Origin of the sequence: Aromatoleum bremense, assembly GCF_017894365.1 — a bacterium.
Taxonomy (GTDB): domain Bacteria; phylum Pseudomonadota; class Gammaproteobacteria; order Burkholderiales; family Rhodocyclaceae; genus Aromatoleum; species Aromatoleum bremense.
Window position 1 is genome coordinate 1,386,903 of sequence record NZ_CP059467.1, and the last position, 20,319, is coordinate 1,407,221.

Sequence of the window (20,319 nt, forward strand, 5' to 3'; positions counted from 1 at the left end):
CCTTCCGTTTTCGAGTGGGCAGTGCAACCGCGCCCGCTGTCTGGGTGCGGCTGCACTGCCGTTTGCGTGACGGCGCCGGCTTAGATCCGCACGCCGAGCCGGTAGCCTTCGTGGATCGCGGCGTCGAGTCCGCGCGCGATCACCGCGTCGCCAGCGCCGTGCAGCTCGTCGACCATCCACTGGAATTCGTGGAACAGGTCGTGGTTCGCCTTGCGCGGCCCGGACACGATGACAGTGTCGGCTTCGACGAAGACCTCCTCGCCTTTCGCGTTTCTCACCGTCGCGCCTTCTGCCGTCACTTTCGTCAGCACCGAAGACGTCAGCGTGCGGATGCCCAGTTCCTCGATCCAGGCCGAGTGGCGCCACTTGAACGACGGCATGACGTCGCCGGCGATGCGCTTGTCTTCCTCGACGAGCACGACTTCGTGGCCCTGCTTGCACAGCGACTCGGCCAGCGTCAGGCCGATCTTGCCGGCGCCGACCATGATCAGGCGCTTGCCCGGGGTGACCTTGCCGGTGGCGACGTCGAGCGCATCGACGAGCTGCTCATGGCCTTCAATGTGGCGATAGGCTTTCATATCGGTGCGCGAGCCGGCCGCGACGATGCAGACGTCGAACTGGTGCAGGATGCTGCGCATGAACTTCGCGTTGGCTTCGGTGTTGAAGCGCACGTCGATCTCCATCTTGCGCGCCATCGTCTCGTAGTACTTGATCACCGAGATCAGGTCGTCGGGCCGCGCCAGGTCGTTCGCGGCATACCCCGCGAGGCTGCCGCCGATGCGGTCGCCCTTCTCGAACACGGTGACGTCGTGGCCGCGGCGCTTGGCGGTGATCGCCGCTTCCATGCCGGCCGGGCCGGCGCCGATGATCATGATCTTCTTCTTCACCGCGGCCGGCGTGACGTGGTATTCGGGCTCGACTTCGTGGCCGAGCGCCGGGTTCATCGCGCAGGTGTAGGGCAGGTCGCGGAACAGGCGCGACAGGCAGTTGAGCGACCCGATGCAGCGGCGCACTTCGTCGAGCCGGTCTTCGGCCGCCTTGTGCAGCAGTTCGGGGTCGGCGAGCATCGGGCGGCACACTTCCCAGTAGTCGAACACGCCGTCGGCGATGCACTGATTGGCCATCACCGGGTCGGGCAGGCGGTTGCCGAACGTGATCAGCGTGTTCGGGAAGAGCTTCTTCGCCTTCGCCGACAGGTAGTTCCAGTGGCCGGGCGCGACGTCGCGGCCGATCGACGACTCGGGCGCTTCCTGCCAGCCGACCGTCACCGAGATCATGTCGACGCCCGAATCGACCGCCTGCTGCATCAGCTCGAAGCACTCATCCTCGCTGTTGCCGCCCCAGCGGTCCATCAGCTCGGCGCCGTTCAGGCGCACGACGAGCGGATGCTCGGGGGTGGCCTGCTTGATCGAATCGATCAGCTCGCGCATGAAGCGGCCGCGATTCTCGATCGAACCGCCGTATTCATCGGTGCGCTGGTTGGTGAAGCGCGAGTTGAAGTTCGCCAGCAGATAGCCCATGAAGCTCGTCACTTCGGTGCCGTCGAAGCCGGCGCGGATCGCGCGCTTCGCGGCGTCGGCATGCTGGCCGATGATCGCGCGGATCTGCTCCTTCGTGACTTCCCTGGGCGGGCGGAAATGCGGCAGCGTCTGCGGCACGACCGACGGCTGGATGCAGTAGCCGAGATCGATGCCGCCGTAGCGCCCGGCGTGCAGGATCTGCTGGATCGCGACCGCGCCGCCGTCGTGGATGTACTGCGCGATGGTCTCGAACTGCGGCAGGAACTTGTCGTCGAACAGCGCGACCTGGCGGAAGTAAGACTTGCCTTCGCCGAGCGGGTCGGGATACGCGCCCTGGTTCGTGATGATGCCGGCGCCGGTCGCGGCGATGACGCGCATGCGGGCGAGCTCGCGCGGGGTGATGTAGCCGTCGCGCGTGTTGTAGTTCGACACGCAGCACGCGCCGTACTTGACCATGTTCTTGGTCGGGTACTTGCCGATCTGGCCGGGTTTGAACAGGTGGGGGAGCTTGAGCTCGCCGGGTCGGGTCATGCGGGTCTCCAGTGGATTTCGTTGCTCATGAACGAAGTGTTGCGGGGATAGGGATAAAGACGGGGGGTAAAAACGGGGCTACGGGCCGCAGCGGGGCGCGCGCGGGAACTGCGCGACGCGCACCGCTCCATGCCGATTGCGTAGTGTCGTCACGCGGCGACGGCTGCGGACTTTCGTCCTGTCACCGGCGGAAGGGAGTCCATGAACGCCCTCAGGCTGTCGCCCTGCATCTCGCGGATGAGCGCGAGGACTTCGCCCAGCGACGAGGCGCACACGCACGAACAGACCGCGGGGAAGTCGCCCCTGCTGCGCGCCTCCGGCGCGGGCGCGTCGGCGGCCGCGTCCTCTTGCTCCAGTTCCTGAATGAGCGTCATCACATTGCCCAGTGCTGTCATGGCCTTTCCTCCTTCCACGAATCCACCTCGTCATCGAGGCGGCTGAATATGGATTCAATATAGCCATGCACTGTTTGCGGCACCCCCCCCATGCGGGAGGGGTTTTCGGGATGCTCAGCCGCGCGCCCTTTCGCGCGTCCGCGAAGGACATTCGCCGTACTTGTTGCGGTAGTCGGTGGCGAAATGGCCGAGGTGATGAAAGCCCCAGCGCATCGCGATGTGGGTCACGGTCTTGTCGGCCGAGCAATCGCTCCGCAGTTCGTCGTGGACCCGCTGCATGCGCACCGCTTTCAGGTAGGCCATCGGGGTCGTGTTGCGGAATTCGCGGAATCCCGCGAACAGCGCGCTGGTGCTGACCTTCGCGTACGCGGCGAGATCGCCGATCGTCAGCTCCTGGTCCGCGTGCGCCTCGATGAACTCCTCGACGCGCCGGACGTGGCGCGGCGCGATCGACTGCGGCGGGTTCAGCAGCTCGTCGCGGTAATTGTTCGGCTGCACCATCAGCAGCGTCGTCACGAGCAGGTGCTCGATCTGCGCCATCGCGAGCGACGAGCCCAGCGTCTCGGCCTCGCGCTCGAGTTCCGAGGCGAGATGCGACACGAGAACCTGCCAGCTCACGCCGCCCTGACTCGACATTTCCATGCCGAGCTTGAATTCGACCGGTTCGCGCAGCGCATGTCCGAGGTGCTGGGCACAGATGCTCTCGACGAGCGTGCGGTCGATCTTGATCATGATCTGATCGCAACCGACATATACCGTCTGCGACAGATGCTGCGTCGGCGTCACGACCGACGCGAGTTCCGGCGTGGAGCGGATCTGCTGCTTGCCGCAACAGATGTCCGCGTTGCCGGACATCGGCATCATCACCAGCACGAAATCCTTCAGGCAGCCTGCATCGATATCGACGGTCGGGCCGTAGCGCAACCGGTTCAGCGAAATGCCGCGGATCGGGGCGTGCTGCATGTAGGCATCGACATCCCTGCCCCGTCCGGAAATCTTGAGCTCATGCGGACAAAATATCTCGGCGACGCGGTCGCGCGCCTCGTCCGCATCCGTGGTCTTGAACAACGCGTAGCGGGAAAGCGGATCACGCCCCCCCAGCGTCCTCACGAGCGCGTGGGTCATCCTTCAGTCCTCCTCCTGCCTGCATTCCCTGCCTCGTTATTTTTTGTCCAGGCATGGGAATTCGAACCGGTGCGCAAGTTGGGGCGTAAGCGGTAACTGACCGGCGTTATTCCAGGGCACGTGATCGACGTGGACAATTGCCTCCAGGTTCAACAATGGAGGGATCGTTCATGGCAGGGGTGCTCAAGCGCAAATGGCGCCGGCGCAGCCGAGAGGAGTGGCAGGAGGTGTTCGCCCGCCACGGTTCGAGCGGGCTGAGCGTGGCGGCATTCTGCGCGCGCGAGTCGATCAGCGTCTCGAGCTTTCAGCGCTGGCGTGCGATCGTCGGGCCGGTGTGCGGCAAGGCCGTCGCGGTGGGGCCGGCTCGGCAAGAGGCGTTCGTCGATCTGGGAGTGCTGGGTTCGGGCGGCGCTTCGCGCTGGGAGTTGAAGCTTGACCTGGGTGACGGCGTGGTGCTGCACCTGGTGCGCGGCTGATGTTCTTTCCCGAAGGCGCGGTGCGGGTGCATCTGTACGGGCGCCCGGTCGACATGCGCAAATCCTTCGACGGCTTGTATGCGCTGGCGCGCCACGGCGTGGGACAGGATCCGTTGTCGGGGCATCTGTTCGTGTTCATCAACCGGCGCGCGACCCAGATGAAGGTGTTGTACTGGGACCGCAGCGGGTTTTGCATCTGGGCCAAGCGGCTCGAGTCGGGTCGCTTCGTGTCGGACTGGTCGCGGGCGACGAGCCGCGAGATGGACTGGACGGGGCTGAAGCTGTTGCTCGAAGGCATCGAGCCGGCACGCTTCAAAAAGCGCTTCGCGCTGCCCGCAAGTCACCGCAAACCCGCATGAATGCTGGCTTTTTTGGTAAAATGACGCCATGCCTCCGACGCCTTTGACGCAGCTGCCGACCCGTGAAGAAGCCGCCCGGTGGACGGCCGATCAGGTCGTCGAACTGGCGGGCGCGCATCTGGCGCAGCAGCGCCAGTTCGAGGTCATCAAAGGCGAATGCGAGGCGATGCGCCACCAGCTCGACTGGTTCCGGCGCCAGCTCTTCGGGGCGAAGAGCGAGAAGCGCCTCGTGGACGCCAACCCGCATCAGATGAGCCTGGGCGAGTTGCCGGTGCCCGAATCCTCGCCGCCGCCCCCCGGTCAGGACATTGCCGCCCACACCCGCCGGGCCCGCACCAGCGACTGCGCCAAGGGCGACGCATCGGCGCTGTTCTTCGACGAGGCCCGCGTGCCGGTCGAGACCATCGAGGTGCCCAACCCCGAGGCCGAGGGGCTCGCCCCCGACCAGTTCGAGGTGATCGGCGAAAAGGTCAGTCACCGCCTGGCGCAGCGCCCGGGCAGCTACGTGATCCTCAAGTACGTGCGCCCGGTGATCAAGCGCCTCGACACCCAGGCGATTTCCTGCCCGGCGGCACCCGGGGGGGTGATTCGCGGCAGCCGCGCCGATGTGAGCTTCGTCGCCGGGCTCATCACGGACAAGTTCTGCTACCACCAGCCGCTCTACCGCCAGCACCAGCGGCTCGGCGACAATGGCATCAGGGTGTCGCGCCCGTGGCTCACGCAGCTCACCCACGGGGCGCTCGCGCTGCTCGAACCGATCTTTACGGCCCAACTCGACTCGATCCGCGCGAGCCGCATCAAGGCGATGGACGAGACCCCGATCAAGGCCGGCCGTGCGGGCCCCGGCAAGATGAAGGGCGGCTACTTCTGGCCGGTCTATGGCGAACGTGACGAGATCTGTTTCGTCTATCGCGAGAGCCGCAAGGCGCAGCACATCGAGCAGATCCTGGGCACCGACCCGCCGCCCGAGGGGGCGGTGCTGCTCACCGATGGCTATGGCGCCTACGAACGCTATGCCGAGAAGTGCGGGCTCACGCACGCGCAATGCTGGGCGCACTCGAGGAGGAAGTTCTTCGACGCCCAGTCGGTCGAGCCCGAGCGCGCGGGCCGGGCGCTGGAGATGATCGGCAAGCTCTATGCGGTCGAAAAACGCATCCGCGAGGCCACGCTCGTCGGCGAGGCGTGCCGGGCGTACCGGATCGAGCATGCACAGCCCGTGGTCCACGAGTTCTTCGCCTGGGTCGATGCCCAGTTCGACACCCACGGCTTGCTGCCCAGCTCGCCGCTCACCACCGCCATGGCTTATGTGCGGGAGCGCCGGGCCGCCCTCGAGGTGTACCTGCGCGATCCTGAAGTGGCGATCGACACAAACCATCTCGAGCGGGCGTTGCGCGTGGTGCCGATGGGTCGTCGCAACTGGCTCTTTTGCTGGACCGAGGTCGGTGCCAAATACGTCGGTATCGCGCAGAGCCTGATCGCCACCTGCCGGCTGCACGACATCGATCCGTACGACTATCTGGTCGATGTGCTGCAGCGTGTCGGCCAACACCCCGCTGCCGACGTCGCGCAACTCACCCCCCGTCTGTGGAAGCAGCACTTCGCGGCCCACCCGCTGCGATCCGATCTCTTCGAAATCTCGAAGTAGGCAAGGACGCTCGTCAGTTACCGCTTACGTTGGGGCTTGCGTCTGGGCCGCTGCGTCGTGACAGACTCCGCCCGACGACTTCCGGCGTACAGAGTCCGGCCGATCGCAGCGACCGAACTTCTGTATACAGTGTACCTTCGCTCAAGACAAGGCTTATCGCCCTCCCGTCCGAGGGGGGATCGCGCCTGCCATGACAGCGGCGTCGGCGGTCGCATGCGCGCCGCATTCCACCCCGCGGCCGATGCGTGCGAGTTCGCCGAGCAGTTGCGCCTGCTCGGCGACGTGGCGCTCGATGTGCGCGATCTGCCCGGCATCGAGATGCTTGAACTTGCCGAGCAGCTTCAGGTACTCGGTCACCGGCACCGGGTCGTCGATCGAGCGGCTCAGGCGCATGCCGTGTTCGGGCTGGTACTCCCACAACACGGCGAAATTGCTCTCGACCGCCTTGCGCGCGACTTCGATGTTGCTCGCCGCGGGAAAGCGCCAGCCCGAGGTGCAGGGCGAATAGATATGCAGGTATGCGAAGCCGCGTTCGGACGCGGCGAGCGCCTTGTCGAGCTTTTCGTACAGATCCTCCATGAATGCGGTCGAGGCGGTCGCGACGTACTCGCAGCCGTGCCACATCATCAGCAGCGGCAGGTTCTTCGCGTCCTGCTTTTTGCCGCGCGACGTGCCGCTGACCGGGGTCGTCGCGGTCCACGCGCCGAAGCTCGTGCTGCCGGAGCGCTGCGCGCCGGTGTTCATGTAGCCTTCGTTGTCGACGCACACGAACAGGATCTCCTCGCCGCGTTCGGCCGCGCCCGACAGCGACTGGAAACCGACGTCGCCCGCGCCGCCGTCGCCGGCGAGCGCCAGCGCGGTGACGGCTCTCCCCTTGCGCTTGAACTGGCGGCGGATGCCGGTCAGCATCGACGCGGTATTGGTCAGCAGCGGATGGAACACCGGCACCTTGCTTCCCGCCATGCCGTTGTAGCCGACCGAACCCATGCCGGGAATGCATCCCGGCGGCGTCGCCAGCACCGTGTTCGGCCCGACGCGGCGCAGCGTGTGGCGCATGATGATCTCGGTGTTGCAGCCCTGGCAGCCGCCGAGCCCCGGCACGAACAGATCTTCGAGATCGCCCCAGCGGTTGAACAGGCGCGCGCTCGTGACGAACTTCAGCGCATCCTTCGGACAGGCTTTTACGCACGCGGGGTCACCGTTGCACTGGTCGCATTTCACGACGTGGCCGGCTTCCGCGCTGAACGCGATGCCGCCATAGACGCAGCCGGCGGTGCACAGCAGGCAGTTGACGCAGCGGTCACCGTCCCACGCGACGATGCCGTCCTCTCCTTTCGTCAGCGCGGCGGCGGGACAGTCCGCGACGCAGCGCGGGTCGCCGCACTGGCGGCACAGCGCGAGGCCGTGGGAGGCGGTCAGCGGATCGGGCACGATGCGGATGCGGGACTGGGCGTCGGCACCGTCCGTAGATTTCGCCTTTGCGCAGGCTTTCATGCATTCGCCGCAGCCGTCGCAGCGCTCCGCCTTGAAGGCGATGGTACTGGTCGCGCTCATTACGTCATCTCCACAGCGCGGACATCAGCGCGCGCGCGGTGTCCTCGGGGTTGGCGAGCAGCGCCTCGCGCCGCTCGCGAAGATCGGTCCTGCGCAGGATCAGCTCCCACATGATGCCCGGGTCGAACAGCACGTCGACGCCGAAGATGCCCTGCAGGCGAGCGTCGCGCAGCACGAGCTTGAGGTAGCCCGCGTCGTCGTGCCCGCCGCCGCGTGTAAGCACTTCCCAGTCCGCCCCCGCGTCGGCCGGCGCGTCACGTCCGACCGATAGCGCACGGCGACCGAAGAAGCTGTAGGTGTTGAGCGGGATGCCGCCCGGGTACGGCGCGGCCGCCGGGTCGCCGGCCATGCTCATGCCGGCGGTGCGGCCCTGCTCGACCGCATCCGGCAGGATGCCGCCGGCCGGCGTCGCATCATTGAAGAAGCTCGGCGTGCGGACGACGTCGCCCGCGGCCCACACGTTCGGCGCGCTCGCGCGCATGAATTCGTCGACGACGATGCCGCGCTCGAGCGCGACGCCGGACGCCGCGAGGTAGCCGGTCTCGGGCACGACGCCGGCCGCGACCAGCAGCAGCCCGGCGCTGCGTGCCTCGCCGTCGTCGAGATGCACCGCGCAGCCCGCGCCGTCGGGTTCCACCCGCGCGACGCGCCGCCCGGTCAGCACTTCGACGCCGTGCTGCCGGAACGCGCCGGCCACCAGCGCAGCGGCCTCGGCGTCGAAATAGCCCGGCAGCACCTGGCCGCGCATTTCGACGATCGTCACGCGGCAGCCGCTGCGCAAAAGGTTTTCGGCCGCGTGCATGCCGACGAGGCCCGCGCCGAGCACCACCGCATGCGTCGCCGCGCCGGCCGCATCGCGCAGCGCGAGCGCATCGTCGAGCGTGCGCAGCACGTGGAAGCGCACCGCATCCAGCCCTTCGATCGGCGGAATCGCGGGCGTTGCGCCGGTCGCGAGCAGCAGTTTTGCGTAGCCGATTTCCTTGCCGTCAGCCAACTTCAACGTCGCCCGCGCGGTGTCCACCGCGGTCGCGCGCGCCGCCTGCCGGTAGTCGACGCCGAGCGCATCGAACCAGCCGCGGCTGCGCAGCGCGAGGCGATCCTCGCGGCTCTTGCCGGACACGACGTAAGGCAGCACGGTCGGCGAATACGGCAGCACGGATTCGCGATCGAGAATCGCGACGCTGCCCGCCGCATCGTGCGCGCGGATCGCCCGCAGCGCCTCGAGGCCGGCGTGGCTCGCGCCGAGCACGAGGTAATCAAATCGCTCCAGCCCTGCTCGCTCCAGCCCTGCTCGTTCCAGCCCTGCTCGTTCCAGGCTTGCTCGTTCCAACTCGAATCGTTCCATGGGGATGTCAGTCCTGCGCGTTGAGCCAGACCGGCTGACGCGGGCACGGCCCGCTCAGCAGTCTCGCGGTTTCGGCAATCGCCCGGTCGAAGTGCGCCTGCGTCAGGTCCGCGCCGGCGAGCCCGCCGATCAGGCTCAGGCACGGAATGCGCGCGCCGCAGTGGTACAGCGCGGCGCGCGTCTCCTGATGGACCGGACCGCTGTTCCAGCCGAAGCACACCGCCCGGTCGACGACACCGACCGCACGCACTTTGTCGAGCGCGCAGACAAACGCATCAACCGGGAACGGCCGCAGCGTCTTGATCTTGATGAGGCCGACGCGCTCGCCGCGTTCGCGGGCGGCATCGACCGCGTCCTTGCCAGCACCGGCCATGCTGCCGATCGTGACGATCGCGTAGTCGGCATCGTCGAGGCGGTATTCCTCAACGAGCGGCGCGTAGCTGCGCCCGAAGCGCTGCGCCCATTCGGCGTGCGCGTCGACGATGACTTGAAGGGCGTTCTGCATGCCCTCGCAGTGTCCCTGGCGATAGCGCACGAACAGCGACGGCCCCGGCCCCGAAGAACCGCCGGTCAGCGGGTCGACGCCCATCGGGCGGTCGGGGTCGAGCGCAACGTGCCAATTGACGTCCGGCGTGCCGAGGAAGTCGTCCACTTCCTCCTGGTCGGGCAGCTCGATGCGCACGATGCCGTTCGACAGGTAGTTGCCGTCGTGATTGACGTTGACCGGCAGCATCACCGAGCGGTCCTCGGCGATCCGGTAGGCCATGACGATCGTGTCGAGCACTTCCTGCACCGTCTCGCAGAACAGCTGCACCCAGCCGACTTCGCGCACCGTCATCGCGTCCTGCTGGCCGCCCCACACGCACTGCGGCGAGATGCCGTCGCGATTGACGATCGACATGACGATCGGCAGGCGCAGGTTCGGCGTGCGGAAATACGGCTCGAACATGAACGCCAGCCCCTGCCCGCAGCTCGCCGTATAGGTGCGCGCGCCCGCGAGTGCGGCGCCGTGCAGCACCGACAGCACGCTGTGCTCGCCTTCGGCCTCGACGAGCTCGGCGTCGAGCACGCCGTCGGCGACGAACTGCGCGACGTACTCGGCGAGCGAGGACTGCGGCGTGATCGGATACACCGCCACCATGTCGGGGCGCGACAGTACCACGCCCCACGCAGCGGCCTCGTTGCCGTCGCAGACGAGCACTTTGGGCCGGGTTTTCTCGACAACCTCGTACATTTCAATCCTCTTCGTCGATCATCGCGATCGCGCCGTGCGGACACTCCTGCGCGCAGATGCCGCAGCCCTTGCAGGTGGCGAGGTTCATGTCGAACCAGCCGGCGCGCTCGACGACGCACTGCACCGGGCAGTACAGCCAGCACACCGCGCATTTCACGCATTTCCTCCGATCGACGACCGGGCGCTGCGAGCGCCAGTCGCCGGGCAGCATGCGGCTGTAATCGGTCGCGATCGGACACAGGTTGTCGGGAATCGCGCCCGGATCGAACAGCGGGACAGACTGCTTCTTCATGCCGCTTCCTTCCTGTCGATGCGGTGCACGACGGTGCGCGCATGCCCCAGCGCGAGCGCGCGCCGGTTCTGCACGAGGCCGGCGTCGCGAAAACTCGTCTCGACGAGCGCCTGGTCGAGCGCTTCGAGCGACACCAGGCCGGTCACGCGCGCGAACGCGCCGAGCATCACGGTGTTCGTGATCGGCCGCCCGAACACTTCGCGGGCGATCGCGACCGCGTCGCACAGCGCGACGGTCGCGATCGCCGGCGGGATTTTCAGTTCGCCGAGCGTGCGCCGGCTCGCCTGAACGAGCACGCCGCCTGCGCTCAGGCCGGCGAAGATGTCGACGACCCGCGGCAGCGACGAGTCGATGCACACGACGCAGTTCGGGGCGTAGATGTTCGTCATCGCCCGCATCGGGCGCTCCGAGATGCGCAGGTAGGCCGCGACCGGCGCGCCGCGCCGCTCGAAGCCGAACTGCGGAATCGCGACCACGTGCCGCCCTTCGGCCACCACCGCCTTCGCGAGGATTCCCGCGGCGAGCACCGTCCCCTGCCCGCCGCGCCCGTGCAATCGCACTTCAAACATGCCGTCTCCCGGTTCGATCCGTTTTCGTTTCAGGCCGGCGCGAGCGCCAGCACCCGCAACGGGCTGCCCGAGCCGCCGACCAGCTTCAGCGGCGAGGCGACAAGCACCGCGCCGGTGGCGGGGAGCTGGTCGAGATTGCACAGGCTGGCGAGCCCGAACTTGCCGTTGCCCTGCATGATGTTGTGCGTCCAGAACGGCGGATCGAACAGGAAGGCCTGGCCGGCGTCGGTGCCGACGGTCTCGACGCCGACGCCGAGCACGTCGCGTTCGAGCGCCAGCAGCTCGGTGGCGTCGCGGTCGAAGCCGGGCGAATGCGGCCCGTCCTCGCGGCAGTTCAGAAACTCCGCGGCGCCGACGCGCTTGGACCAGTCGCTGCGCAGCAGCACCCAGGCGTTCGGCGGGATGCGGCCGTGCCGGCTCTCCCACGCGAGCAGCGCGTCGCGCGTCAGCAGATGGTCGGGGTTCGCGGCGGCTTCGCTGCTGATGTCGATGACGCAGGCCGGGCCGACGAGGCGGCGCGGCGGTATCGTGTCGAGCGTGCCCTCGCTGCGATCCCGGCCGCTGATCCAGTGCACCGGCGCGTCGAAATGCGTGCCGGTGTGTTCGCCCATGCGCAGCGTGCGCCAGTACCACGCCGGGCCGCGGTCGTCGTAGTGCGAAATCGTCTCGAAGCTGACCGGCGGCGAATTCGAGAACGGCGGCGGCAGGTCAAGCACCGGCGTGTCCGGCCCGAGCGGCTGCGTCAGGTCCACGACTTTCACGGTACCCGCTTCGAGTTCCTCGATCAGCTGCGTCAGGACTGTTGCGTTCGATGACATCGTTGTTCTCCTCAATCTTCGGTGGTGAAGCGGACGGACATGGCCGTTTCGGGGATGCGCCCGGTGGCGCGCCGGTCTGGCGCGTCCCCGCGCGTTCGAGCCCGACGCAGCATCGGATCGCTGCCGGAGACGCATTCGCGGATGCGCTCGGGGTGGGTGTAGACGGTCGCACGATCGCCGCGCACGAAGCCGCACAGCGTGATGCCGAGCCGCTCGGCGATGTCGATCGCGAGCGAGGTCGGCGCGGACACCGCGGCGACGACTTCGAAACCGGCGCGCGCCGCTTTCGCGACCATCTCGTAGCTCAGGCGGCTCGACAGGACCACGCCGCAGCCGGCGAGCGCGTCTCCTCGCAGCAGGCACTTGCCGATCACCTTGTCGAGGGCGTTGTGCCGGCCGAGGTCTTCGGCCGCGGCGACGATCTGCCGCTCGGCCGAGAACACGGCCGCGGCGTGCGTGCCGCCGGTGCTGCCATACAGCGTCTGGCGGCGGCGCATACCTTCCATCAGCGCCGCGAAGTCGGCGCCGGCGAGCCGCAGCGTGTCGCCGACGCGGGGCAGATCGGCGACGCCGCTTTCGAGCGCCTCGCGCCCGCCGCACGCCCCGCAGGCGCTCGTCATCATCACGTCGCGGCGTTTGACGATGACCCGCTCGGGCGCGAAAAGCCGCATGCGCACGACGTCCGGCCGCTCCGGGCACAGCGCCATCGTCGCGATGTCCGAAAGGCCGGAAACGATGCCTTCGGTGAAGGCGAAGCCGAGCGCGAGCGCGAGCCGCTCGGGCAGCGCGACCTCGCCGAGCACGCCTTCGCCGGCGACGAAGCCGCCCGGCGCCGCCGCGCCTTCGGCGGGCGTCCACATCAGCGAGTAGAGACCGACGCCTTCGACGTCGATCGTCAGCACGTCCTCCTCGACGACGCTGCAGGCCGCCGGCACGGCGCCGGCGCAATCGGCCGACAGCCGGTTCGCGATGACGATCCGGCTGGCGCCGGAGGAATCGCACCCCGGGACTCGCGTGCAAAGATCGTCGCGGGCGTTCATCAGCGCTTGAAACCGTGCGCGAAGCTCATCACCGAGTCGTAGGCGCCGGCCTTGAACATCAGCACGCGAAACGCGTAATAGCCGGTCAGCTGCGCGCCCGCGACCGCGACCATCCACGCGAGCCGGTTCGGCGCGAACGCCATCATCAGCGCCGACACGACGAAGCCGAGCACGATGACGAGTGGAATGAACCAGCGCGCGAACTGCCCGCGCAGCAGCAGCCCGACCGCGTTGCGCCCGGCCTCGGAGCCGTAGCGCGCCCCGTGCAGCATGCTCAGCACCGTCACCAGGCCGAACAGCATCAGCGCGATCGCGGCGACCTGCAGCAGCCGCGTCGTCTCCCCGTGCTCGGCGAGCCAAGGCGTGTTGAAGCCGAGCACCAGCGTCAGCAGCACGCCGTTGAGCAGCGCGTAGGTGAGGCTCGCGATCGGCATCAGGCCGGTGTTCCACAGCGTGATCGCCGACGAATGCGACATCGCGAAGCCCTGGTAGATCATGATCACGAAGCACGCGAGCAGCGCGACCCCGCTCACCAGCGCCGACAGCGGGGCCGAAAGCCACGCGCCGTTCGCGTCGAGGATGTGCAGCGCGCCGGCGGCGACGAACACGACGATCGCGAGCAGCCCGCGGCTGATCCACGAGCTGCGCACTTTCGTGAACGCGCGCCAGCCGCGCAGCGGCTGCCCCAGATGCAGCAGATGGCCGCCGGCCTTGCCGAACAGCACCATCAGCAGGCCGACGGTCATGCCGGCGATGAAATCGAAGAACTGCGACACGAAATAGAGGCCGGCGCCGGCCTCGCCGAAAAAGAACGCGGTGGCCATATGCAGGCCCCACGCCTTCTGCATGCGGAAACCGACCCTGAAATCGTCGCTCGCGCCGCGCACCTTGCTCGCCATCATCGGAATTGCTCCTTTCGCTGCCGTTCAGTCGATATAGAAAACGCGCGGATTGGTGTTCTTCTCCGGCAGCGGCTGGCGCGCACGGTGCTCCTGGATCAGCTGTCTCGCGCGGCTGTCCGGGTCGTCGAGGTCGCCGAAGATGCGCGCTTCGGTCGGACAGGTCGCGACGCACGCGGGCTCCTGGCCGGCATCGACGCGCTCGTGGCAGAACGTGCATTTGACGACCGTGCCGACGGTGAAGCGCGCGAGGCCCTGCTCCTCGAACGGCGTCAGCCGCCCGTTGCCGAACAGCCCCTGGTTCAGCATCTCCGGCTCGAGCCTTGTCCTCTGGTCGTACGGACAGGCGACAATGCACGAGCCGCAGCCGATGCATTTGTCACGGTCCACCATGACGATGCCGTCGGGCCGGGTCCAGGTCGCGCCGGTCGGACAGACGCGCTCGCACGGCGCGTCCTCGCAGTGGTTGCAGATCGTCGGGATGTAGGTCCGCGTCGCGTGCGGATACTCACCGACCTCCTCAGACAGCGTCTTCGTGAAGAACACGCCGTTCGGCAGACTGTTCTCCTGCTTGCACGCGACCGCGCAGGCGTTGCAGCCGATGCAGCGCCGCAGGTCGAATACCATGCCCCACTTGGCCATCAGTGCCCCCTCCCTTGCCGGAATGCGGAGTTACCAGCCGCGACTTCGCGCGGCATCGCGGCGAGCTTCGTCAGACGCACCTTGGCGACCGTCTCCGGCTGCCCACTGCACGCGTCGGTGTGTTTCAGATTCGCCGGCAGCAGCTCGTTGAAGTTGCCTCCGCCGTGGCGCACGCCGGTGTTCTGCGTCGCGACCCTTGAGAGCGCGTTCGACACGCACACCGCGTCCGGATGCACGCCCTCGGACAGCGCGACCCGCGCGACGATGCTGCCGTACGGCGACTCGATGCGCACGACGTCGCCGTCATCAAGCCCCTTGCCGCGTGCCGTCGCCGCGTTCAGCAGCACCGCGGTGTGCACCGGGTCCTTGAACACGATGTCGTTGATCCACGGGTTGCCGATGCTCTCGCCGAAGTTGATCTGGATGTCCTTGAACGTGATCGCGTACAGGTCGAACCCGGACGGCTCCTGATGCACCGGATCGAGCACCGGGGTCGGCAGCGGCTGGTAGTCGCCCCACTCCCATTCGTGGCGGATCGGCACGTCGGCCGCTTCCATTTTTGCGCGCAGCGTGTCGCGTGCGGAAAGGATGTCTTCGATATAGAAGTGCAGGCGCATGCCGTCCCACGGCCGGTACCATTTTTCCGGGCGCCGCGGCGTCACCGCGTGGCCGTGCTCGACGTACCAGTCGAGATCCTTGCCGTTCCACAGCAGGCCCTTGCGCTCGGCGATCTCGCGGTCGGTGTATTTGCGGCCCGGCTCGAGCAGCAGTTCCGGCTTCTGGTGGAAGCCGTTGACGAAATTGAGGATGTGGTTCCAGGTCTCGAGCACGCCGAGGCGCTCGGAGATTTCGTAGAAGATCTCCTCCTCGCTCTTCGTGTCGTACAGCGGCGGCGTCGCCGGCTGGCGCAGGCACATGCCTTCGTGGTGCGGCGGCTCGATCATCGTCATGTTCCACGACTCCATCAGGTCGTGCGCCGGCAGGATGATGTCGGCCCATTCGTTGGATTCGTTCGGCAGGATGTCGATCGCGACGATGAAGCGCATCGCGCGCATCATTTCGTACCATTTTTCGCGGCTGCCGGAGATGTTCCACAGCGGGTTCGAATGGCACAGCAGCATCGTGTCCGGCTGGTAGTCGAGGCCGAACTTCTCGGGGTTCGCGAGCGTGTGTTGCGTGAGATGGCCGGGGTCGACGCCGATCGGGAAATAACCCATCAGATGGGTCTCGTTGGGCGGGTACGAGAACGGCACTTCCGGGTGCAGCTGGTGCGGCGCCGTCTTCATCATGCCGTTCTCGCCCGGAACGATCTGCCCCACGCCGCCGCGGATCTCCTGCATCTGGTCGTCGAGCGTCGCGCCGACGTGGCCGCCGGGCGTGTCGATCGCGCCGACGAGGAAGTTCACCAGCTTGAACGCCTGGTTCGCCATCGCGCTGTACTTGTGGCCCTGCGCGCCGCGATAGTAGTTGTACGCGGCCGGGCGCAACGGCAGCAGGCGCCCTTCGATCTCGATGAACGAGCCGATCTGCGCGGCCTTCGCGAACTCGCGCGCGATGCGGCGTGTCGTCGCGGCCGGCACCGTCGTCACCGCCTCCATCTGTTCCGGCGTGCACTCGCGCAGGATGTCCTTGAACTTCTGGAACGCTGGCTGGCAGGCCTTGCCGTCGACGTCATAGCTGCCTTCGAGCGCGAATTCCTTGACGCCCGGGTCGTCCCACAGTTTTGCGCGCGCGTCGACCGCGTCCCACACGTAGATCTTGCCGTCTGCGTTGCGCACGAAATAGCCGTCCGCGCCGACGAGATAGGGCGCGTTCGTGTCCTTCGTCAGGAACTTCGCGTCGTAGAGCTTCTCGTTGACCAGCACGTGGCACAGGCCCAGCGCAAACTGCCGGTCGGTCGCAGGGCGGATCGGCACCCACTCGTTCGCCTTCGCGGCGCCGATCGACAGGCGCGGCTCGACGACGACGACGCGCATGTTGCGCTCGACCCGCGCCTTCGCGACGTGGTTGGCCTGCGCGGCGGTGTGCAGGTGCGACGAGAAGCCGTCACCGCCGCCGTTGTTGATCCAGTAGTTGCAGTAATTGACGTCGTTGGCCGCGGCGAAGGACGAATGGACGAAGCCGTTCATCGGGTGATAGCCGCCGCCGCAGAAATTGCCGACCGAGGAGAAATAGTTCGCGTTGCCGAGCGCCGCCGGCCACGCCCACAGGAACAGCTTCTGGAAGTTGTTGATCGCCGGCAGTAGCTTGCGGCGGTCTTCATCCATCGTCCGCTTGAGCTCGCGCCCGACGATGTCGAGCGCCTCGTCCCAGCCGATCGCCTCCCATTTGGGATCGACGCCCGGGCCTTTGTCCGGATTCGTGCGCCGCAATGGCGTCCTGAAGCGCGCCGGATCGTAATGGCGCAGGATCGCCGCGTTGCCTTTCGGGCACAGGCGGCCGTTGTTGCTCGGACTGGTCGGATTACCCTCGACCTTGTTGACGACGCCGTCGTCGGTGATGTGGATGCGCGTGTTGCAGGAGTGGATGCACATCTTGCAACTCGAATTCAGCCACTTCCCCGGCTTCATCGAATTCTGCACAGGCTGCGTCGGGTTCGCCATTGCCGCTCCTCGGTGGAATTTCGCGTCTATTCGAGGAGCGACATTAAGGGACGCCGACCGGAGGGACTATCCCGTGATTGCGCCGCTTATCCGGGGACTGCGGATGTTTGCGTTTCTCTCTGATCTCCTTGCGGGTACCCCTGTTGGCGTGGGGCGCGGACGCCAGTACCTTCAAGGCTTCAATACCTTTGGCCTTGTCGTCAGCAGCTTTGATTAACAGCGTTCAACACGACAGTTGGTTACGATAAAGAGAGCGAATACCTCCCCGCCAAAGCGGTCACAGTCGCGTTATGGGCCACCGCATCATGCGGCACCAGCAAGTATTTCCACGGCTTGCCGCCCTGTGCCCGCGAATACTCGCTGGCATTCTTGCACCACGTCGCCGCTGCGTCGGCTTTGGCTTTCACGTCGCCAGCCTCCATGTCCTTGGCAGCTTTCGTCTCGATAATCAGGTTGTGATCGGCAGTCGCGGCAACGAAGTCGGGCACGTACTCGGGCTGGTTGGCGCCGGACCGGTAGTAGATGTTGAACTGCCCGGCAACGGGCCGGAACCAGCGCAGCGCGTCACGCTCCAGCACGCAGGCCAGAACACGTTCGGTGTCGGAATGAAACTTCTGCACCGGATAGGCGCACTTGCTGAAGCCGCCATACACGTACTGCGCGATCTTGCCTTTCTCGTCGGGGGCCTGATGCAGCGGCAGGATGTCACCTTCGGCGGTAAAGGCGCAGTGCTTGAGCGGCGTGAAGCCCTGGCTGATGACGATCTCGGATTCCGAAATATCTTCGTAGTAGTGCAGCGCCATCTGCAGATGGATGTTCTCGGCAATGGTCTTGCCGTAGTTGCCGAGGATGTTGTGCAGCTCGTCGTCGGTTTGCAGGTAGGTCTTGAAGTGCGCGACGGCTTGCCCGGCCAGCGCGTAGATCAATTCGGCGTGCTCGTCGTAGGACACGTCGTCGTAGTTGATGAGTTCGCGGACGATGTAGTTTTCCAGCTGCGATTCCAGCACCGTCGACGATTGCCCGTACAGCACCTGCTTGCCGGTTTTCAGGCCTTGGCCGACCAGCGCCATGTCTTGCGGCTGGAAGTTCATCTTCGACAGATCGAGCTTGAACGCCTTATAACCGCTCTTCACCGGGCCTTTCGGCTTGACCAGGATGCGCGGAATATCAATCGTGTGCTCGACCAGCACCGCCACCGTTTTCTGAACGATGTCGGCCACGGGGGACCGTCCCTCACTTGCCAGCACTCCCAGCAGGTCTCCCTGCTTGGGCAACATGCGTTCCTGCACGCGCTGCGTAATCTGCTGCTGGATGCTGGCCTGCGTCAGCGCTTGGGTACTGGCAACGAAGGGCTGGCCGCCCTGTCGCTCGCGGCTGATTTCAGCGATCACGTCCATGGCGACTTGGGCAATCTGCCGCTGTTCATCGGTCTTGAACACGGTTGTCGGCGCGGCCGTGCCATATTGCGCACCACCGGCATTAGCGCCGGGCACCTGCTGCGACCCTGCCGTCAACGTACCCAACATCGCATTAGCCGTGGGCTGCACCGAAATGCTCTTCAGAGTGCTGCCGCTGCCGGTATCCGGCGTCAGTACCAGTGCCTGCATGCGGATCGGCGAATCGCCGCGTCCGGCCTCGTCGATAACTTCCTGAAACTTGTCGTGGGCGATGATATTCAGGCGATCCACCACGTCGACACCGGTCTTGCGACCATAAGGCAAACGCAGGCCGCGACCGATGGACTGCTCGATCAGCGTGCGGGCATTGGCGGCACGCAGCGGAACGATGGTGTACAGGTTGGTCACGTCCCAGCCTTCTTTGAGCATGTTCACGTGGATCACGATCTCGGTCGGCTCGTCATAGCTTTCCACCGCCAGCAAGCGCCGGATCATTTCCTCTTCCTCGGCACCGGAACGGCTCGAATCGACCTGGATAACCTTGCCCTTGTAGCGGCCGCCGAAGAAGTCGTTGGATTCGATGGTCGCCATCAGCTGCGCAGCGTGCGTGGTGTCGCGGGCAATGACCAGCATGAAGGGCTTCACCGGACTGCTGCCGGGCTGCTGCGCCGAATTTTGGTAATAGTTCAGCAAATGGACCTTGGTTTCCTCATGGACGCGCACACCGTCTTGCAGCTTGATCGTTTCCAGCGCACCGGCGCTATGGGCGCTCGGGTCGAAGTTCTGCTGCGTGACGACTGCCGGTTCCTTGACGAAACCATCCTCGATGGCACGCGCCAGCGGGTAATCCATCACCACGTTCTTGAACGCTATGGTTTTGCCAACTGAGGTCCTGCCGCCAGTGCCTTCAACGAAAGGCGTTGCCGTCAGTTCGAGGCCGAGCAAGGGGCGCAACTCGTTCAGCGACCGAATCCCCGCGCTCGCCCGGTAGCGGTGCGACTCGTCCATGATGAGGACCAGATCATCGAGCCCGGCCAGATACTCGAAATAGCTTTGCCCAAGGTATTCCGACAGGCGCTTGATCTTCGGCGACCGCTTTTGCAACTGAGCGCCGCGTACCTCGGAATTGATCTTCGAGATATTGAAGATATTGACCTCGATGCCGCCCAGCAGACTCAGGCTGCCGCGCTGCTCGTAGTTGTCGCCGGTAATCACCTCGGGGGGCGTGCTGGCGAACTCGGCGATGCCCTTGAAGACATACTTGGGCGAGTTCGGCGAGAAGTCGCCGATCAGCTTGTCGTAGATCGTCAGGTTTGGCGCCAGCACGAAGAAATGCCTGTAGCCGTAGGCCGCATGCAGGTAGCTGATGAACGCGCCCATCAGGCGCGTTTTGCCGACGCCGGTGGCCAGCGCGAAACACAGGGACGGGAAATCGCGCTCGAAGTCGGCCAGAGTCGGAAACTGGCCTGCCAACGCATCCTGCATTGCCTTCAACTCTTCTGCCGACCGCGCCTTCGCGTCGCGCAGCGCGGGCACCTGATCGACCGCCCAATGCAGACGGCGCAGGCTTTCGGCTTGTGGCTCGCGCAGGCTCAGACGGCCACTGACCGAGCGAACGATGTTTTCCAGACTCATGCGCCACCCTTTTTGCGGAGATCATCCGCCGTAACTCGGACGATCTGCTTGCCGTGCACCACCACAATCGCCGTATCGGTCTGCACCGCCGCCTTGCGTGCCATCGCCGCCGCCCGTTTCATCGCCGCCACTGAGGTAACGAGATCCTTGTCCTTTGCCTTGCCGAGGTCATGCCGGGTCATCATCGTTCTCCCCATTCAAGCATTACGGGCTCGTCGCCCGAGTTGTCGTACAGCGCCC

Annotated in this window: 19 protein-coding genes; 4 read left to right on the forward strand and 15 right to left on the reverse strand. The window is 66.2% G+C overall.

All coding sequences use genetic code 11. From position 1 onward, the window contains the following. Positions 1–80: 80 nt before the first annotated feature. From pbN1_RS06600 to pbN1_RS06610, 3 genes are all read right to left on the reverse strand, one after another. On the reverse strand, positions 81–2,051 hold the full coding sequence (locus pbN1_RS06600) for an oxidoreductase (protein WP_169118409.1): 1,971 nt from the start codon (positions 2,049–2,051) through the stop codon (positions 81–83). A 149-nt stretch (positions 2,052–2,200) separates the two neighbouring features. After that, positions 2,201–2,446, reverse strand: a complete 246-nt coding sequence (locus tag pbN1_RS06605) for a hypothetical protein (protein ID WP_169203793.1) — start codon at positions 2,444–2,446, stop codon at positions 2,201–2,203. A 114-nt stretch (positions 2,447–2,560) separates the two neighbouring features. Next, on the reverse strand, positions 2,561–3,571 hold the full coding sequence (locus pbN1_RS06610; RefSeq protein ID WP_169203792.1) for an AraC family transcriptional regulator: 1,011 nt from the start codon (positions 3,569–3,571) through the stop codon (positions 2,561–2,563). 170 nt (positions 3,572–3,741) lie between these two features. Between pbN1_RS06610 and tnpA the strand changes: the two genes are divergently transcribed. The 3 genes from tnpA to pbN1_RS06625 are packed head-to-tail and all read left to right on the forward strand — an operon-like array spanning position 3,742 to position 6,051. After that, entirely contained in the window at positions 3,742–4,047 is a 306-nt protein-coding gene (gene tnpA, locus pbN1_RS06615) for an IS66 family insertion sequence element accessory protein TnpA (RefSeq protein ID WP_169204298.1), read from the forward strand. After that, entirely contained in the window at positions 4,047–4,406 is a 360-nt protein-coding gene (gene tnpB, locus pbN1_RS06620) for an IS66 family insertion sequence element accessory protein TnpB (RefSeq protein ID WP_011236213.1), read from the forward strand. The genes tnpA and tnpB overlap by 1 nt, the downstream gene beginning before the upstream one ends. Positions 4,407–4,434: 28 nt before the next feature. Then, positions 4,435–6,051: an IS66-like element ISAzo19 family transposase gene (locus tag pbN1_RS06625; RefSeq protein WP_169204297.1), complete on the forward strand. Its 1,617-nt coding sequence runs from the start codon at positions 4,435–4,437 to the stop codon at positions 6,049–6,051. Positions 6,052–6,204: 153 nt separating this feature from the next. Here pbN1_RS06625 and padI read toward each other — a convergent pair whose 3' ends face one another. From padI to pbN1_RS06675, 10 genes are read right to left on the reverse strand one after another with little or no spacing between them, the layout of a single operon-like run. Further along, complete coding sequence (gene padI, locus pbN1_RS06630; RefSeq protein WP_169203909.1) at positions 6,205–7,605, reverse strand: NADH-dependent phenylglyoxylate dehydrogenase subunit beta; 1,401 nt, start codon at positions 7,603–7,605, stop codon at positions 6,205–6,207. 4 nt (positions 7,606–7,609) lie between these two features. Continuing rightward, positions 7,610–8,935: an NADH-dependent phenylglyoxylate dehydrogenase subunit epsilon gene (gene padH / locus pbN1_RS06635; protein WP_244857185.1), complete on the reverse strand. Its 1,326-nt coding sequence runs from the start codon at positions 8,933–8,935 to the stop codon at positions 7,610–7,612. 22 nt (positions 8,936–8,957) lie between these two features. Further along, positions 8,958–10,184 carry an NADH-dependent phenylglyoxylate dehydrogenase subunit alpha gene (padG, locus tag pbN1_RS06640; protein ID WP_169203910.1) on the reverse strand — a complete coding sequence of 409 codons (1,227 nt, stop codon included), beginning with the start codon at positions 10,182–10,184 and terminating at the stop codon, positions 8,958–8,960. A gap of 1 nt (position 10,185) precedes the next feature. Beyond that, positions 10,186–10,476, reverse strand: a complete 291-nt coding sequence (gene padF / locus pbN1_RS06645; RefSeq protein WP_169203911.1) for an NADH-dependent phenylglyoxylate dehydrogenase subunit delta — start codon at positions 10,474–10,476, stop codon at positions 10,186–10,188. Beyond that, entirely contained in the window at positions 10,473–11,045 is a 573-nt protein-coding gene (padE, locus tag pbN1_RS06650; protein WP_169203912.1) for an NADH-dependent phenylglyoxylate dehydrogenase subunit gamma, read from the reverse strand. The genes padF and padE overlap by 4 nt, the downstream gene beginning before the upstream one ends. 29 nt (positions 11,046–11,074) lie before the next feature. Continuing rightward, entirely contained in the window at positions 11,075–11,863 is a 789-nt protein-coding gene (locus tag pbN1_RS06655; protein ID WP_169203913.1) for a cyclase family protein, read from the reverse strand. An 11-nt stretch (positions 11,864–11,874) separates the two neighbouring features. Then, complete coding sequence (gene fdhD / locus pbN1_RS06660) at positions 11,875–12,903, reverse strand: formate dehydrogenase accessory sulfurtransferase FdhD (protein WP_169203914.1); 1,029 nt, start codon at positions 12,901–12,903, stop codon at positions 11,875–11,877. Next, complete coding sequence (locus pbN1_RS06665) at positions 12,903–13,805, reverse strand: DmsC/YnfH family molybdoenzyme membrane anchor subunit (protein ID WP_169203915.1); 903 nt, start codon at positions 13,803–13,805, stop codon at positions 12,903–12,905. Before pbN1_RS06665 ends, fdhD begins: the two co-directional genes overlap by 1 nt. Positions 13,806–13,829: 24 nt before the next feature. Beyond that, complete coding sequence (locus pbN1_RS06670) at positions 13,830–14,444, reverse strand: 4Fe-4S dicluster domain-containing protein (protein WP_169203916.1); 615 nt, start codon at positions 14,442–14,444, stop codon at positions 13,830–13,832. After that, complete coding sequence (locus tag pbN1_RS06675; protein WP_244857186.1) at positions 14,444–16,978, reverse strand: molybdopterin-dependent oxidoreductase; 2,535 nt, start codon at positions 16,976–16,978, stop codon at positions 14,444–14,446. Before pbN1_RS06675 ends, pbN1_RS06670 begins: the two co-directional genes overlap by 1 nt. Before the next feature lies 1 nt (position 16,979). Here pbN1_RS06675 and pbN1_RS06680 point away from each other — a divergent pair, with 1 nt between their 5' ends. Beyond that, a complete protein-coding gene (locus tag pbN1_RS06680; RefSeq protein WP_169203908.1) occupies positions 16,980–17,264 on the forward strand; it encodes a hypothetical protein in 285 nt (94 codons plus the stop codon). Between the two features lie 22 nt (positions 17,265–17,286). On the opposite strand, the gene pbN1_RS06685 is transcribed toward pbN1_RS06680, so the two are convergent. Continuing rightward, a complete protein-coding gene (locus pbN1_RS06685) occupies positions 17,287–20,079 on the reverse strand; it encodes a DEAD/DEAH box helicase (protein WP_169203918.1) in 2,793 nt (930 codons plus the stop codon). After that, positions 20,076–20,264: a hypothetical protein gene (locus tag pbN1_RS06690; protein ID WP_210147682.1), complete on the reverse strand. Its 189-nt coding sequence runs from the start codon at positions 20,262–20,264 to the stop codon at positions 20,076–20,078. The genes pbN1_RS06685 and pbN1_RS06690 overlap by 4 nt, the downstream gene beginning before the upstream one ends. Between the last annotated feature and the right edge of the window lie 55 nt (positions 20,265–20,319).